At 70.7% G+C, this 14839-nt stretch carries 12 protein-coding genes; 8 read left to right on the forward strand and 4 right to left on the reverse strand.

Annotation, left to right across the window (positions count from 1 at the left end):
• Positions 1 to 25: 25 nt before the first annotated feature.
• The 4 genes from ACH4S8_RS12910 to ACH4S8_RS12925 form a co-directional block, all read right to left on the reverse strand.
• A complete protein-coding gene (locus ACH4S8_RS12910) occupies positions 26 to 997 on the reverse strand; it encodes a cation diffusion facilitator family transporter (RefSeq protein ID WP_398392977.1) in 972 nt (323 codons plus the stop codon).
• A 23-nt stretch (positions 998 to 1020) separates the two neighbouring features.
• A complete protein-coding gene (gene tesB, locus ACH4S8_RS12915) occupies positions 1021 to 1893 on the reverse strand; it encodes an acyl-CoA thioesterase II (RefSeq protein WP_398392979.1) in 873 nt (290 codons plus the stop codon).
• A gap of 35 nt (positions 1894 to 1928) precedes the next feature.
• The gene (locus ACH4S8_RS12920) at positions 1929 to 3086 is read right to left on the reverse strand and encodes an acyl-CoA dehydrogenase family protein (RefSeq protein WP_351861650.1); all 1158 of its coding nucleotides are present in this window, start codon (positions 3084 to 3086) and stop codon (positions 1929 to 1931) included.
• Between the two features lie 109 nt (positions 3087 to 3195).
• Positions 3196 to 3822: a TetR/AcrR family transcriptional regulator gene (locus tag ACH4S8_RS12925; RefSeq protein WP_398392982.1), complete on the reverse strand. Its 627-nt coding sequence runs from the start codon at positions 3820 to 3822 to the stop codon at positions 3196 to 3198.
• Positions 3823 to 3918: 96 nt separating this feature from the next.
• Between ACH4S8_RS12925 and ACH4S8_RS12930 the strand changes: the two genes are divergently transcribed.
• From ACH4S8_RS12930 to ACH4S8_RS12965, 8 genes are all read left to right on the forward strand, one after another.
• Positions 3919 to 5535, forward strand: coding sequence for a carboxyl transferase domain-containing protein (locus ACH4S8_RS12930; protein WP_398392984.1), 1617 nt, complete (start codon positions 3919 to 3921; stop codon positions 5533 to 5535).
• 8 nt (positions 5536 to 5543) lie between these two features.
• Positions 5544 to 7472, forward strand: coding sequence for an acetyl/propionyl/methylcrotonyl-CoA carboxylase subunit alpha (locus ACH4S8_RS12935; RefSeq protein WP_398392986.1), 1929 nt, complete (start codon positions 5544 to 5546; stop codon positions 7470 to 7472).
• Entirely contained in the window at positions 7469 to 8428 is a 960-nt protein-coding gene (locus tag ACH4S8_RS12940; protein WP_398392988.1) for a hydroxymethylglutaryl-CoA lyase, read from the forward strand. Before ACH4S8_RS12935 ends, ACH4S8_RS12940 begins: the two co-directional genes overlap by 4 nt.
• Positions 8429 to 8439: 11 nt before the next feature.
• The gene (locus ACH4S8_RS12945; protein ID WP_398393180.1) at positions 8440 to 9600 is read left to right on the forward strand and encodes an acyl-CoA dehydrogenase family protein; all 1161 of its coding nucleotides are present in this window, start codon (positions 8440 to 8442) and stop codon (positions 9598 to 9600) included.
• A 323-nt stretch (positions 9601 to 9923) separates the two neighbouring features.
• Positions 9924 to 10973, forward strand: coding sequence for an ABC transporter substrate-binding protein (locus ACH4S8_RS12950; protein WP_398392990.1), 1050 nt, complete (start codon positions 9924 to 9926; stop codon positions 10971 to 10973).
• Positions 10974 to 11012: 39 nt separating this feature from the next.
• A complete protein-coding gene (locus ACH4S8_RS12955) occupies positions 11013 to 11915 on the forward strand; it encodes a siderophore-interacting protein (RefSeq protein WP_398392992.1) in 903 nt (300 codons plus the stop codon).
• Between the two features lie 178 nt (positions 11916 to 12093).
• On the forward strand, positions 12094 to 13560 hold the full coding sequence (gene desA, locus ACH4S8_RS12960) for a lysine decarboxylase DesA (protein ID WP_398392994.1): 1467 nt from the start codon (positions 12094 to 12096) through the stop codon (positions 13558 to 13560).
• Positions 13544 to 14836, forward strand: coding sequence for a lysine N(6)-hydroxylase/L-ornithine N(5)-oxygenase family protein (locus ACH4S8_RS12965; protein ID WP_398392996.1), 1293 nt, complete (start codon positions 13544 to 13546; stop codon positions 14834 to 14836). The genes desA and ACH4S8_RS12965 overlap by 17 nt, the downstream gene beginning before the upstream one ends.
• The last annotated feature ends 3 nt before the right edge of the window (positions 14837 to 14839 follow it).

Raw genomic sequence — 14839 nt, forward strand, 5'->3', positions numbered from 1 at the left:
CCCGGTCGCCGGGCCCGCCCGCCTCTCACGGCCAGGGATTCAGCCCCTCGGACCGCCGCTGGACATAACCCGGTGTCGGGTCCAGGTACACCCGGCTCACCGAGGGGACCACCGACCGGATCCGGTCCTCGGCCCGCTCGCAGGCCCACTCGATCTGGGCGGCGGTCGACGCGTCCCGGAAGTCGACCTTGGCGGCGACGAGCGCCTCGCGCGGCCCCTGCACGAGCGTGATCAGTTCCAGTACGGCCTCGACGTGCTCCAGCTCCAGCAGCTCCGCCCGGATCCGCTCCCGTACGGGCCGGGGCAGCGGCCGTCCGATCAGCAGCTCGGCGTTGGAACGGCCGAGCACCCAGGCGACGTAGAGCAGCAGGAGCCCGATGAGCAGCGAGGCGATGCCGTCGAAGACGCCCGATCCGGTGAGCTGGCCGCCGAGCAGGCCGCCCGCGGCGAGCAGCAGTCCGACGAGCGCGGCCGAGTCCTCCATGACGACGGCCTTGACCGCGGTGTCGGGGGTGCGCCGGAGGTAGGTCCGGAAGGGGGCGTCGAGGCGGGCGGCCTCGCCGCGCGCCTGCCGCAGTCCCGTCCGCAGGGAGAAGCCCTCCAGGCAGAAGGCGACGGCCAGCACGATGTACGACACGAGCGGGTCGCCGGGCTCCTCCCCTGCGACCAGGGTGTGGAGGCCGTCGTAGATGGAGAAGACCGCTCCGCCGACGAAGGTGGCGACGGCGGCGAGCAGCGCCCAGATGTAGCGCTCGGGGCCGTAGCCGAGGGGGTGGTCCTCGTCGGCCGGTTTCTCGCTGCGTTTGAGCGCGGTGAGCAGCAGCAGTTCCGTGACGGTGTCGGCGACGGAGTGGGCGGCCTCCGACAGCATCGCGCTGGAGCCGCTGATGACGCCGGCGACCGCCTTGGCGAGGGCGATCCCCAGGTTGGCGGCGGCGGCGACGATCACCGTGGAGACGCTCTCGCCGCTGCCGGTGTCCTGTGCTGCGTCGGTCATGCCCCAGTCTTACCGGGGAACGCCTACCGCGGGACGCGGACCACGCCCTCCTGGATCACCGAGATGGCCAGCCGGCCGTCCTGGGTGTAGATCCGGGCCTGGCCGAGGCCCCGGCCGCCCGACGCGGACGGCGACTCCTGGTCGTAGAGCAGCCATTCGTCGGCGCGGAACGGGCGGTGGAACCACATCGCGTGGTCGAGCGAGGCGCCGACGACGTCGCCGGTCACCCAGCCGCCGCGCCCGTGCGCGAGCAGGATGGAGTCGAGGAGCGTCATGTCCGAGACGTAGGTGGCGAGGACGACGTGCAGCAGCGGGTCGTCCGCGAGCTTGCCGTTGGTGCGGAACCACACCTGGGAGCGCGGCTCGCGGGGCTCGCCGACGGTGCCGTACGGCGGCGGGTCGACATAGCGCAGGTCGACGGACTCACGGGCCTCCAGGATGCGCTCCACGACGTCGGCGTCGGTGAAGACGTCGGCGTACAGCGGGAGCAGCTCGGCGGCCGTGGGCAGCGTCTCCGGGTCGGGCGCGGGCGGCATCGGGGCCTGGTGCTCCATGCCCTCCTCGTACGCCTGGAAGGACGCGGAGAGGTGGAAGATCGGCTGTCCGTGCTGGACCGCGACCACCCGGCGGGTGGTGAAGGAGCGGCCGTCGCGGATGCGGTCCACCGAGTACACGATGGGTGCGCCGGGGTCGCCGATCCGCAGGAAGTACGCGTGCAGGGAGTGGGCGAGCCGGTCCTCGGGGACCGTTCGCCCGGCGGCCACGAGGGCCTGTGCCGCGACCTGTCCGCCGAAGACCCGTGGGACGACGGCGGACCGGGAACGGCCGCGGAAGATGTTCTCCTCGATCCGCTCGAGGTCGAGCAGATCGAGGAGGGACTGAAGTGCCTCGTTCATAAGGCAGTTGTACCGCGCAGCCTTTTTTCGTGGACCTACAGGCCCATGTCCTTGGCGATGATCGTCTTCATGATCTCGCTGGTGCCGCCGTAGATGCGGTTGACCCGGTTGTCCGCGTACAGGCGGGCGATCGGGTACTCGTTCATGAAGCCGTAGCCGCCGTGCAGCTGGAGGCAGCGGTCGATGACGCGGTGCGCGACCTCGGTGCAGAACAGCTTGGCGCTGGCGGCCTCGGCCGGGGTCAGCTCACCGGCGTCGAGGGCCTCCAGGGCGCGGTCGACGACGGCCTCGGCCGCGTCCACCTCGGACTGGCAGGCGGCCAGCTCGAACTTGGTGTTCTGGAAGTGGGCGACCGGCTTGCCGAAGACGGTGCGCTCCTGGACGTACTCCTTGGCGAACCGGACCGCGGCCTTGGCCTGCGCGTAGGCGCCGAAGGCGATGCCCCAGCGCTCGGAGGCGAGGTTGTGGCCGAGATAGTAGAAGCCCTTGTTCTCCTCGCCGAGCAGGTCCTCGACGGGCACCTTCACGTCGACGAACGCCAGCTCGGCGGTGTCGGAGGTCTTCAGGCCGAGCTTGTCGAGCTTGCGGCCGATGGAGTAGCCCTCGGACTTGGTGTCCACGGCGAACAGCGAGATGCCGTGGCGGCGGTCCTCGGCGGTGGGCGCGGAGGTGCGGGCGCAGACGATCACGCGGTCGGCGTGAACGCCGCCGGTGATGAAGGTCTTGGCACCGTTGAGGACGTAGTGCGTGCCGTCCTCGGAGAGCTTGGCGGTGGTCTTCATGCCCGCGAGGTCGGAGCCGGTGCCCGGCTCGGTCATCGCGAGGGCCCACATCTCCTCACCGGAGACGAACTTCGGCAGGAACCGCTTCTTCTGCTCGTCGCTGGCGAGCATCTTGATGTAGGGCAGGCCGAGCAGCACGTGCACGCCGGAGCCGCCGAAGGTGATGCCCGCGCGGGCGGTCTCCTCGTACACGATGGCTTCGAACTTGTACGAGTCGATGCCGGCGCCGTCGTACTCCTCGTCGACGCGGATGCCGAAGACGCCGAGCTCGGCGAGCTTGTAGTAGAAGTCGCGCGGCGCCTGACCGGCGGCGAGCCACTCGTCGTAGACCGGGACGACCTCGGCCTCGATGAAGGCGCGCAGGGTCTCCCGGAACGCCTCGTGGTCCTCGTTGAACACAGTACGGCGCACCGCCGCCACCTCCGCCTGGATACCTGGTGTTATGTCTAAGCGCTTGCTCAGATATGAGGTTACCCGCCGGTCACGAGCGCCGTCCAGGGGTCACCCCCCGAGACGCTCGTCACGCACCGGGAGTCACAGCGGCCGCTCCGAACGCCCCCCGCGCCATCCGGTGCAGCAGCTCGGCCGTGCCCGCGCGCCCGGGGAGCACGCCCGGCCGCCCCAGGTGCGGGGTCGAGTTCAGCAGGCCGAAGACCGAGTGCACGGCCGAGCGGGCGGCGGGCTCGGTCAGTTCCGGATAGACCTCGCGGACCACCTCCACCCACAGTTCCACGTACTGGCGCTGGAGCTGGCGCACGAGCTTGCGGTCGCTGTCCCGCAGGCGGTCCAGCTCACGGTCGTGCAGGGTGATCAGAGGGCGGTCGTCGAGCGCGAAGTCGATGTGCCCCTCGATGAGCGAGTCGAGGAGGCCCTCGGCGCCCCGCTCGGCGCCTCCCTCGGAGTCCGTCCGGGCCTCCGCCACCCTGCGCCGGCCGCCCGTGAGCAGCTGTCCGCTGATCCCCACCAGCAGCTCGGCGAGCATCGCGTCCTTGCCGGCGAAGTGCCGGTAGAGACCGGGGCCGCTGATACCGACCGCCGCTCCTATCTCGTCCACTCCCACGCCGTGGAAACCGCGTTCGGCGAACAGCCGCGCGGCCTCCCTGAGGATCTGCTCGCGCCGGGTGGGGGCGTCGGTTCTGGTGGCCATGAAAACAATTCTAGACATCGCGGTTAGCGGTCGTTAACCTGAAGGAGTTGCGTTAACGCTCATTAACTAGTGGACCACTGGTGAGGGGACCGCAGGATGCAAGAGGCACCGGAGCTGACGAGCGCGGCGGACCCCGCGTCGGAGGCCTGGAGGGCCAACGAGGCGGCGCACCGCGCGCTGGGCGAGGAGCTGCGCCGAAAGCTGGCCGCGGCTCGGCTCGGCGGCGGTGAGAAGGCACGCGCGCGGCACACCGCGCGCGGCAAGCTGCTGCCCCGCGACCGGGTGGACGCCCTGCTCGACCCCGGCTCCCCGTTCCTGGAACTGGCCCCCCTCGCCGCCGACGGGATGTACGACGGAGCGGCCCCGGCCGCCGGTGTCATCGCCGGGATCGGCCGGGTGAGCGGGCGCGAGTGCGTGATCGTCGCGAACGACGCCACCGTCAAGGGCGGCACGTACTACCCGATGACGGTCAAGAAGCACCTGCGCGCCCAGGAGGTGGCGCTGGAGAACCGTCTGCCGTGCGTCTACCTCGTGGACTCCGGGGGCGCCTTCCTGCCCATGCAGGACGAGGTGTTCCCCGACCGCGAGCACTTCGGGCGGATCTTCTACAACCAGGCGCGGATGTCCGGCGCCGGCATCCCGCAGATCGCGGCCGTCCTCGGCTCCTGCACGGCCGGCGGCGCCTACGTCCCGGCGATGAGCGACGAGGCCGTGATCGTGCGCAACCAGGGCACGATCTTCCTGGGCGGTCCGCCGCTGGTGAAGGCCGCCACCGGTGAGGTCGTCACGGCCGAGGAGCTGGGCGGCGGCGAGGTCCACTCGCGCGTGTCGGGCGTCACCGACCACCTCGCCGAGGACGACGCGCACGCGCTGCGGATCGTGCGGAACATCGTCGCCACGCTCCCCGCGCGCGGAAAGCTGCCCTGGGAGGTCACCGCGGCCACCGAGCCCAAGGTGGACCCGCTCGGGCTGTACGGCGCGGTGCCGGTCGACTCCCGCACCCCCTACGACGTGCGCGAGGTCATCGCGCGCGTGGTCGACGGCTCGCGCTTCTCCGAGTTCAAGGCCGAGTTCGGGCAGACCCTGGTCACCGGCTTCGCGCGGATCCACGGCCACCCGGTCGGGATCGTCGCCAACAACGGCATCCTGTTCTCCGAGTCGGCCCAGAAGGGCGCCCACTTCATCGAGCTGTGCGACCAGCGCGGCATCCCGCTGGTGTTCCTGCAGAACATCTCCGGGTTCATGGTGGGCCGCCAGTACGAGGCGGGCGGCATCGCCAAGCACGGCGCGAAGATGGTGACGGCCGTCGCCTGCACCCGCGTGCCGAAGCTGACCGTCGTGATCGGCGGTTCGTACGGCGCGGGCAACTACTCGATGTGCGGCCGGGCCTATTCGCCGCGCTTCCTGTGGATGTGGCCCGGGGCCAAGATCTCCGTGATGGGCGGTGAGCAGGCCGCCTCTGTCCTCGCCACCGTCAAGCGCGACCAGATCGAGGCGCGCGGCGAGTCCTGGCCGGCCGCGGACGAGGAGGACTTCAAGGACCCGATCCGCCGCCAGTACGAGCAGCAGGGCAACGCCTACTACGCGAGCGCCCGGCTCTGGGACGACGGTGTGATCGACCCGACGGAGACCCGGCAGGTCCTCGGACTCGCCTTGACCGCCTGCGCCAACGCGCCCCTGGGTGACCCCCAGTTCGGCGTCTTCCGGATGTGAGGGGACCCATGTTCGACACAGTGCTCGTGGCCAACCGGGGCGAGATCGCCGTACGGGTCATCCGTACCCTGCGCGCGCTCGGCGTGCGCTCGGTGGCCGTCTTCTCGGACGCCGACGCCGACGCCCGGCACGTCCGGGAGGCCGACACCGCGGTGCGGATCGGACCGGCGCCCGCGTCGGAGAGCTATCTGTCGGTGGAGGCGCTGCTGGAGGCGGCGGCCCGCACCGGCGCCCAGGCGGTCCACCCGGGGTACGGCTTCCTCGCCGAGAACGCCGGTTTCGCGCGGGCCTGCGCCGAGGCCGGACTGGTCTTCATCGGCCCGTCCGCCGAGGCGATCTCCCTGATGGGCGACAAGATCCGCGCCAAGGAGACGGTGAAGGCGGCCGGTGTCCCGGTCGTCCCCGGCTCCTCGGGCAGCGGTCTGACGGACGCGGAGCTGATCGCGGCCGCCCGCGAGATCGGCGTCCCGGTGCTCCTGAAGCCGAGCGCGGGCGGCGGCGGCAAGGGCATGCGTCTGGTGCGCGACACCGGGGTCCTGGCCGACGAGATCGCCGCCGCCCGGCGCGAGGCGCGGGCCTCGTTCGGCGACGACACGCTGCTCGTCGAGCGCTGGGTCGACCGGCCCCGGCACATCGAGATCCAGGTCCTGGCGGACGGGCACGGCAACGTCGTGCACCTGGGCGAGCGCGAGTGCTCCCTCCAGCGCCGCCACCAGAAGATCATCGAGGAGGCGCCCAGCGTCCTCCTCGACGAGGCCACGCGCGCCGCGATGGGAGAGGCGGCCGTCCAGGCGGCCCGCTCCTGCGGCTACCGGGGCGCGGGCACGGTGGAGTTCATCGTCCCCGGCGGCGACCCGTCCTCGTACTACTTCATGGAGATGAACACCCGTCTCCAGGTGGAGCACCCGGTCACCGAGCTGGTCACCGGCCTCGACCTCGTCGAATGGCAGCTGCGGGTCGCCGCCGGCGAGCACCTGCCGTACGCGCAGGAGGACATCACCCTCACCGGCCACGCGGTGGAGGCCCGGATCTGCGCCGAGGACCCGGCGCGCGGCTTCCTCCCCTCGGGCGGCACCGTGCTCGCCCTGCACGAGCCCCAGGGCGACGGGGTGCGCACCGACTCGGGCCTGACGGAGGGCACCGAGGTCGGCAGCCTCTACGACCCGATGCTCTCCAAGGTCATCGCGTACGGCCCCGACCGCCCGACGGCGCTGCGCCGGCTCCGGGCCGCCCTCGCCGAGACGGTCACGCTCGGCGTCCAGACGAACGCGGGCTTCCTGCGCCGGCTGCTGGCCCACCCGGACGTGGTGGCCGGCGACCTGGACACCGGTCTGGTCGAGCGGGAGGCGGACGGCCTGGTCCCGGACGGGGTGCCGGAGGAGGTGTACGAGGCGGCGGCGGCCGTCCGGCTCGCCGCGCTGGCCCCGGCGGCCGAGGGCTGGCAGGACCCGTTCTCGGTGCCGAGCGGCTGGCGGCTCGGCGGCACCCCGAAGCCGGTGGGCTTCTGTCTGCGGGTCCTGGACCCCGTGGAGTACACCCCGCGCGGCACCCACACGGTCACCGCCGACCGGGTCGCGGTGACGCTCGACGGGGTGCGGCACACCTTCCACCGCGCGGCCGACTGGATCGGCCGCGACGGCGACGCCTGGCACGTGCGCGACCACGACCCGGTGGCCGCGTCGCTCACCGGTTCCGCGCACGCCGGTGCCGACTCGCTGACCGCGCCCATGCCCGGCACGGTGACCGTCGTGAAGGTCGCCGTCGGCGACGAGGTGGCGGCCGGACAGAGCCTGCTCGTGGTCGAGGCGATGAAGATGGAGCACGTCATCTCCGCGCCGCACGCCGGGACGGTCAGCGAGCTGGACGTCACACCGGGCACGACGGTCGCCATGGACCAGGTCCTCGCGGTCATCACCCCCGCGGAGGAGACGGCGTGAACACCTCCGAACTCGGCCTGCCGATGGCCGTACCGACCCAGGACCTGCCCGCCCGGGTACGGATCTACGAGGTCGGCGCGCGCGACGGGCTCCAGAACGAGAAGGCGACCGTACCGACCGAGGTGAAGGCGGAGTTCATCCGGCGCCTCGCGGACGCGGGCCTGAGCACGATCGAGGCCACCAGCTTCGTCCACCCCAAGTGGGTTCCCCAACTGGCTGACGCGGAACAGCTTTTCCCGCAGGTGGCCGATCTGCCGGTGGAGCTTCCGGTGCTGGTGCCCAACGAGCGCGGGCTGGAGCGCGCGCTCGCGCTCGGCGCCCGGCACGTGGCGGTCTTCGCCAGCGCGACGGAGTCCTTCGCGAAGGCCAACCTCAACCGCACGGTCGACGAGTCGCTCGCCATGTTCGAGCCGGTGGTGAACCGCGCGAAGGAGGCGCGGCTCTCCGTGCGCGGCTATGTCTCGATGTGCTTCGGCGACCCGTGGGAGGGGCCCGTCCCGGTCCACCAGGTCGTCCGCGTCTGCAAGGCGCTCACGGACATGGGCTGCGACGAGCTGAGCCTCGGCGACACGATCGGGGTGGCGACACCGGGCCACGTGCAGACCCTGCTCGCCGAACTGAACGAGGAGGGCGTGCCCACCAGCGCGCTCGGCGTGCACTTCCACGACACCTACGGCCAGGCGCTCTCCAACACCCTGGCCGCCCTCCAGCACGGCGTCGCCACCGTCGACGCCTCCGCGGGCGGCCTCGGCGGCTGCCCGTACGCGAAGTCCGCGACGGGCAACCTCGCGACGGAAGACCTCGTATGGATGCTCCAGGGCCTCGGTATCGACACCGGGGTGGACCTCGGCCGCCTCACCGCCACAAGCGTGTGGATGGCCGGACAACTGGGCCGACCCAGCCCTTCCCGCACCGTCAAAGCACTCGGTAAAACGACTCAGTCCCACCAGGAGTGAACACCATGTCCCTGGACCACCGCCTCTCCCCCGAGCTCGAGGAACTCCGCCGCACGGTGGAGGAGTTCGCCCACGACGTCGTCGCACCGAAGATCGGCGACTTCTACGAGCGGCACGAGTTCCCGTACGAGATCGTGCGGGAGATGGGCCGCATGGGCCTGTTCGGACTGCCGTTCCCCGAGGAGTACGGCGGCATGGGCGGCGACTACCTCGCCCTCGGCATCGCCCTGGAGGAGCTGGCCCGCGTCGACTCGTCCGTGGCCATCACCCTGGAGGCCGGCGTCTCGCTGGGCGCCATGCCGATCCACCTCTTCGGCACCGAGGAGCAGAAGCGTCAGTGGCTGCCGCGGCTGTGCTCCGGCGAGATCCTGGGCGCCTTCGGTCTGACCGAGCCGGACGGCGGCTCGGACGCGGGAGCGACCCGCACGACGGCCCGTCTCGACCCCGAGACGAACGAATGGGTCATCAACGGCAGCAAGTGCTTCATCACCAACTCCGGCACGGACATCACGGGTCTGGTGACCGTCACCGCGGTGACCGGACGCAAGCCGGACGGCAAGCCGCTGATCTCCGCGATCATCGTGCCCTCGGGCACCCCCGGCTTCACGGTCGCGGCCCCGTACTCGAAGGTCGGCTGGAACGCCTCCGACACCCGTGAGCTGTCCTTCGCCGACGTGCGCGTCCCGGCGGCCAACCTGCTCGGCGAGGAGGGCCGCGGCTACGCGCAGTTCCTGCGCATCCTGGACGAGGGCCGCATCGCCATCGCGGCGCTGGCCACGGGTCTGGCACAGGGGTGCGTCGACGAGTCGGTCAAGTACGCCAAGGAGCGGCACGCGTTCGGACGGCCGATCGGCGCCAACCAGGCGATCCAGTTCAAGATCGCCGACATGGAGATGAAGGCCCACATGGCCCGCGTGGGCTGGCGCGACGCCGCGTCCCGCCTGGTGGCGGGCGAGCCCTTCAAGAAGGAGGCGGCGGTCGCCAAGCTGTACTCCTCCACGATCGCCGTCGACAACGCCCGTGACGCCACCCAGGTCCACGGCGGCTACGGCTTCATGAACGAGTACCCGGTCGCCCGCATGTGGCGCGACTCCAAGATCCTGGAGATCGGTGAGGGCACGAGCGAGGTCCAGCGCATGCTGATCGCCCGGGAGCTGGGGCTCACGGGCTGAGCCTCGCGCACGACCGGCAGAACCGCGGCCACCGGCCGGGCACCCGCCCACCGGTGGCCGCGGCACGTCCGGCACCACCCGCGGGAGGCGACCCGGCCTAGGCCTCACGGCGCCCGGCGGCGGAGCGGGGACGGCCATGTCTCCGCGTCAGCGGGCGTACCACGCAGGCGGATCGGGGACTCCGGGAGTTTCCGCCCCCGCCGCGGCCGCACCGCCGGCCGGGTGCGGCACCCACCCTCTGGACAACTAGTGAGGTTAGGCTAACCTACCTTTGAACTCGTCCGGCGGGTGCTTCCCGCCCCGTGCCGAAAGCAGCCACACTCATGCCCAACGCCCGTGCCACCCACCTCACCCGTCGCGGAATCCTCGCCGCGGGCGGCGCCCTCGGCCTCGGGGCCGTCCTCGCCGCCTGCGGCGACGGCAACGACTCGAAAAGCGGTGGCCCGGAGTCGACGAAGGCCGCCGACAAGTCCGGCCCCTGGACCTTCAAGGACGACCGCGGCACGACCGTGAAGCTGGACAAGGTCCCGGCGAACATCGTCGCCTTCACCGGTGTCGCCGCCGCCCTGTTCGACTACGGCGTCGAGGTCAAGGGCGTGTTCGGCCCGACGACGACCAAGGACGGCAAGGCCGACGTCCAGGCCGGCGACATGGACGTCAGCAAGCTGACGGTCCTCGGCAACGAGTGGGGCCAGTTCAACATCGAGAAGTACGCGGGCCTCGCCCCCGACGTCCTGATCTCGACGATGTTCGACACCTCGGGCACCCTCTGGTACGTCCCCGAGGAGTCCAAGGACAAGATCCTCAAGCTCGCCCCGAGCGTCGGCATCTCCGTCTACGACCGCCAGATGCCCGCGTCGCTGGAGCGCATGTACGCGCTCGCCGGGTCGCTGGGCGCCGACCTGAAGTCCGCGAAGATCGCCGAGGCGAAGAAGAAGTTCGAGACGGCCGCCGAGCGGCTGCGCAAGGCCGCCAAGGCCCGTCCGGAGATCAAGGTGCTCGCCGGCAGCGCGAGCCAGGACATCTTCTACGTCTCCGGCTCCAACCTCTCCATCGACCTGGAGTACTTCAAGGCGCTCGGCGTAAACATCGTCGAGCCCCCCGCCAAGGCCCTGAAGGCCAGCGGCGGCTGGTTCGAGAACCTGAGCTGGGAGAACGTCGACAAGTACCCGGCCGACATCATCATCATGGACGACCGCAGCGCGACCATCCAGCCGGCCGACATCACCGAGGCCACCTGGAAGAAGCTGCCCGCCGTCAAGGCCGGCCAGGTCATCGCCCGGACGCCCGAGGCGATCCTGTCGTACGACAAGTGCGCCCCGATCCTCGACAAGCTCGCCGAGGCCATCGAGAACGCGAAGAAGGTCGCCTGACCCCCTCCGTGACCGCCTGACGCCACCTCAGGAGCACTCATGACGACGGCCGTGGCCGCCCCGTTCCGTTTCTTCTCCCTCAGGGTCGTGACGGCGAGGCGGCTCGGTCCGTCTCTGGTCCGGGTGACCTTCGCGGGGCCCGATCTGCACGCGCTCCACTCCCACGGGCGCGACCAGTCGCTCTCGCTGTTCCTGCCGCACCCCGGCCAGAGCGAACCCGCCGTGCCCTTCGAACTCGGATGGGGGTCCCCCCGCTCGAGCGAAGCCGAGAGTGGGGGAGGCTGGTGGCAGGGCTGGCGCGAACTGCCCGACGACGTGCGGGCGGTGATGCGCTCGTACACCCTGCGGGCACTGCGCCGCGACCCCGACGAGATCGACATCGACTTCGCGCTGCACGGCCTGGAGCCGGGCGCGACCGTCCCCGCGGGGCCCGCCTCGCGGTGGGCGTCCCGCGCGCGGGCCGGTGACCGCGTGGTGCTGCTCGGACCCGCCGTCGAGGACAACCGCGCCATCCGCTTCCGGCCGCCCGCGGGCACCGACCTCGTGGTCCTGTGGGGCGACGAGACGGCCGTCCCCGCCGTCTCCGCCATCCTCGAGACCCTGCCGGCCGGCCTGCGCGTCCGGGCCTGGCTGGAGGTGCACCACGCCGCCGACATCCAGGACCTGGCGACGGCGGCCGACGCGGAGATCACCTGGCTCGTCCGGGACGAGCGCTCCGGCGCGGGCTCCCCCGGCGCTCCCTTGGCCCTCGACGCACTGCGGGCCGCCCGGCTCCCGCCCGCCGAGGCCCCGTACGCCTGGATCGCGGGCGAGTCCGGCCGCGTGAGGGAGCTGCGCCGCCATCTCGTGCGGGAGCGCGGCATCGACCGCCGGCAGGTCACCTTCGTGGGCTACTGGCGGCAGGGGCTGAGCGAGGAGCAACTGCGGGAGCGGGGAGAGTAGTTCGCGAAAATCCGGCGCGCTTTCCGGAAACCTCCGCGGAGCGAGACGTGGATCACGAAAGGCGCAGGTGGGGCGGGGTCGCCGTTCAACTTAGGTTAGGCTAACCTAAGTTGAACGCCGCGGCTTCGCCCCTTCTTCTTGTCCCGCTCGGACTCTCCCCCGCACGGAGGACCCCCACATGCGCTCGCACCTGCTCAACGACACCACCGCGGACCGGTACCGCCGCTCCGTGACCGAAGGCGTCGAGCGGGTGGCGGCCAGACTCGCCACCACCGACCGCCCGTTCACGGGTGTCGCGGTCGACGACCTCGCTCCCCGCATCGAGCGGATCGACCTCGACAAGCCCCTGCACGACACCACGGCCGTCCTCGACGAGCTGGAGGAGGTCTACCTCCAGGACGCGGTCTACTTCCACCACCCCCGCTACCTCGCCCACCTCAACTGCCCGGTCGTCATCCCGGCCGTGCTCGGCGAGGCCGTCCTGTCCGCCGTCAACTCCTCGCTGGACACCTGGGACCAGTCGGCCGGCGGCACCCTCATCGAGCGCCGGCTCGTCGACTGGACCAACGAGCGGATCGGTCTCGGCCCGGCCGCCGACGGGGTGTTCACCAGCGGCGGCAGCCAGTCCAACCTCCAGGCCCTGCTGCTGGCCCGCGAGGAGGCGAAACTCGGCGGAGAGGACGGGCAGGCCGCCGCCAACCTCGGCCGACTGCGCGTCTTCGCCTCCGAGGTCAGTCACTTCAGCGTCAAGAAGTCCGCCAAACTCCTCGGCCTCGCCCCCGACGCGGTCGTCTCGGTCCCCGTCGACCACGACAAGCGCATGCAGACCGTCGCCCTCGCCCGCGAGCTCGAGCGCTGCCGGCAGGACGGTCTCGTCCCCATGGCCGTCGTCGCCACCGCGGGCACCACCGACTTCGGCTCCATCGACCCGCTGCCCGAGATCGCCGAACTGTGCTCGCAGTTCGGCGCCTGGATGCACGTGGACGCGGCCTACGGCTGCGGACTGCTCACCTCGCTGAAGAACCGGGACCGCCTCGACGGCATCGAGCGGGCCGACTCCGTCACCGTGGACTACCACAAGTCCTTCTTCCAGCCCGTGAGTTCCTCGGCCGTGCTGGTCAAGGACGCCTCGACGCTGCGCCACGCCACCTACCACGCGGACTACCTCAACCCGCGCCGCATGGTCACCGAGCGCATCCCGAACCAGGTCGACAAGTCCCTCCAGACCACCCGCCGCTTCGACGCGCTGAAGCTGTGGATGACGCTGCGCACGATGGGCGCCGACGGCATCGGCGAACTCTTCGACGAGGTCTGCGACCTGGCCGTCGAGGGCTGGAAACTGCTCGCCGCCGACCCGCGCTTCGACGTCGTCGTCCAGCCCTCGCTGTCCACCCTCGTCTTCCGGTACATCCCGGCCGCCGTCACCGACCCGGCCGAGATCGACCGCGCCAACCTCTACGCCCGCAAGGCCCTGTTCGCCTCCGGCGACGCCGTCGTCGCGGGCACCAAGGTCGGCGGACGCCACTACCTGAAGTTCACCCTGCTCAACCCCGAGACCACGACGGACGACATCACCGCCGTCCTCGGCCTGATCGCCGGCCACGCCGAGCAGTACCTGGGAGAGTCCCTTGACCGCGCTTGCTGAATCCACGCACCCGACCCACGACTTCGTGGGGATAGGGCTCGGGCCCTTCAATCTCGGCCTCGCCTGCCTCACCGAGCCGATCGCCGAACTCAGCGGTGTCTTCCTGGAGTCGAAGCCCCACTTCGAGTGGCACTCCGGCATGTTCCTGGACGGCGCGCACCTGCAGACCCCGTTCATGTCGGACCTGGTCACCCTCGCCGACCCGACCTCCCCGTACTCCTTCCTCAACTACCTGAAGGAATCGGGCCGCCTGTACGCGTTCTACATCCGCGAGAACTTCTACCCGCTGCGGGTCGAGTACGACGACTACTGCCGCTGGGCCGCGGGCAAGCTGAGCAGCGTCCGCTTCGGGACGACGGTCACGGAGGTGACGTACGACGAGAGTGAGGAGCTATACGTCGTACGGACGCGAGGAGGCGACACTTACCGCGGCCGGCGGCTCGTCCTCGGCACCGGCACCGTGCCCTTCGTCCCGGAGGCCTGCCAGGACCTCGGCGGCGACTTCTTCCACAACGCGCAGTACATGCAGCGCAAGGCGGAGCTCACCGGGAAGAAGTCGATCACGATCGTCGGCAGCGGTCAGAGCGCCGCGGAGATCTACTACGAGCTGCTCTCCGAGATCGACATCCACGGCTACCAGCTCAACTGGGTCACCCGCTCCCCGCGGTTCTTCCCGCTGGAGTACACCAAGCTGACCTTGGAGATGACGTCCCCGGACTACATCGACTACTTCAGCGCGCTGCCCGAGAACACCCGCTACCGGCTGGAGAAGCAGCAGAAGGGCCTGTTCAAGGGCATCAACGGCGACCTCATCGACTCGATCTTCGACCTGCTGTACCAGAAGAACGTCGAGAGCGGCGACCGCCCGGTCCCCACCCGGCTGCTCACCAACTCCACGCTGCGCAGCGCCCGTCACGAGAACGGCACCTACCGGCTGGACCTGCGCCAGGACGAGCAGGGCAAGGACTACGGGATCGACACCGAGGGCCTGATCCTGGCCACCGGCTACCACTACGAGGCCCCAGCCTTCCTGGAACCGGTCAAGGACCGTATCCGCCTCGACGGCCACGGCCGCTACGACGTGGCCCGCAACTACTCCATCGACATCACCGGCCGCGGCATCTTCCTCCAGAACGCCGGTGTGCACACCCACAGCATCACGTCCCCGGACCTGGGCATGGGCCCGTACCGCAACAGCTACATCATCCGCGAGCTGCTCGGCACCGAGTACTACCCGGTCGAGAAGACCATCGCGTTCCAGGAGTTCGCCGTTTGACAT

The organism is Streptomyces sp. NPDC021080 (assembly GCF_044333225.1).
Taxonomy (GTDB): Bacteria; Actinomycetota; Actinomycetes; order Streptomycetales; family Streptomycetaceae; genus Streptomyces.

Bases quoted from the DNA above. Each gene is read 5' to 3' on its own strand.
- desA (WP_398392994.1), top strand. From the start codon at position 12,094: ATGCGCTCGCACCTGCTCAACGACACCACCGCGGACCGGTACCGCCGC.
- ACH4S8_RS12955 (WP_398392992.1), top strand. From the start codon at position 11,013: ATGACGACGGCCGTGGCCGCCCCGTTCCGTTTCTTCTCCCTCAGGGTC.
- ACH4S8_RS12935 (WP_398392986.1), top strand. From the start codon at position 5,544: ATGTTCGACACAGTGCTCGTGGCCAACCGGGGCGAGATCGCCGTACGG.
- ACH4S8_RS12910 (WP_398392977.1), bottom strand. From the start codon at position 997: ATGACCGACGCAGCACAGGACACCGGCAGCGGCGAGAGCGTCTCCACG.
- ACH4S8_RS12950 (WP_398392990.1), top strand. From the start codon at position 9,924: ATGCCCAACGCCCGTGCCACCCACCTCACCCGTCGCGGAATCCTCGCC.
- tesB (WP_398392979.1), bottom strand. From the start codon at position 1,893: ATGAACGAGGCACTTCAGTCCCTCCTCGATCTGCTCGACCTCGAGCGG.
- ACH4S8_RS12925 (WP_398392982.1), bottom strand. From the start codon at position 3,822: ATGGCCACCAGAACCGACGCCCCCACCCGGCGCGAGCAGATCCTCAGG.
- ACH4S8_RS12930 (WP_398392984.1), top strand. From the start codon at position 3,919: ATGCAAGAGGCACCGGAGCTGACGAGCGCGGCGGACCCCGCGTCGGAG.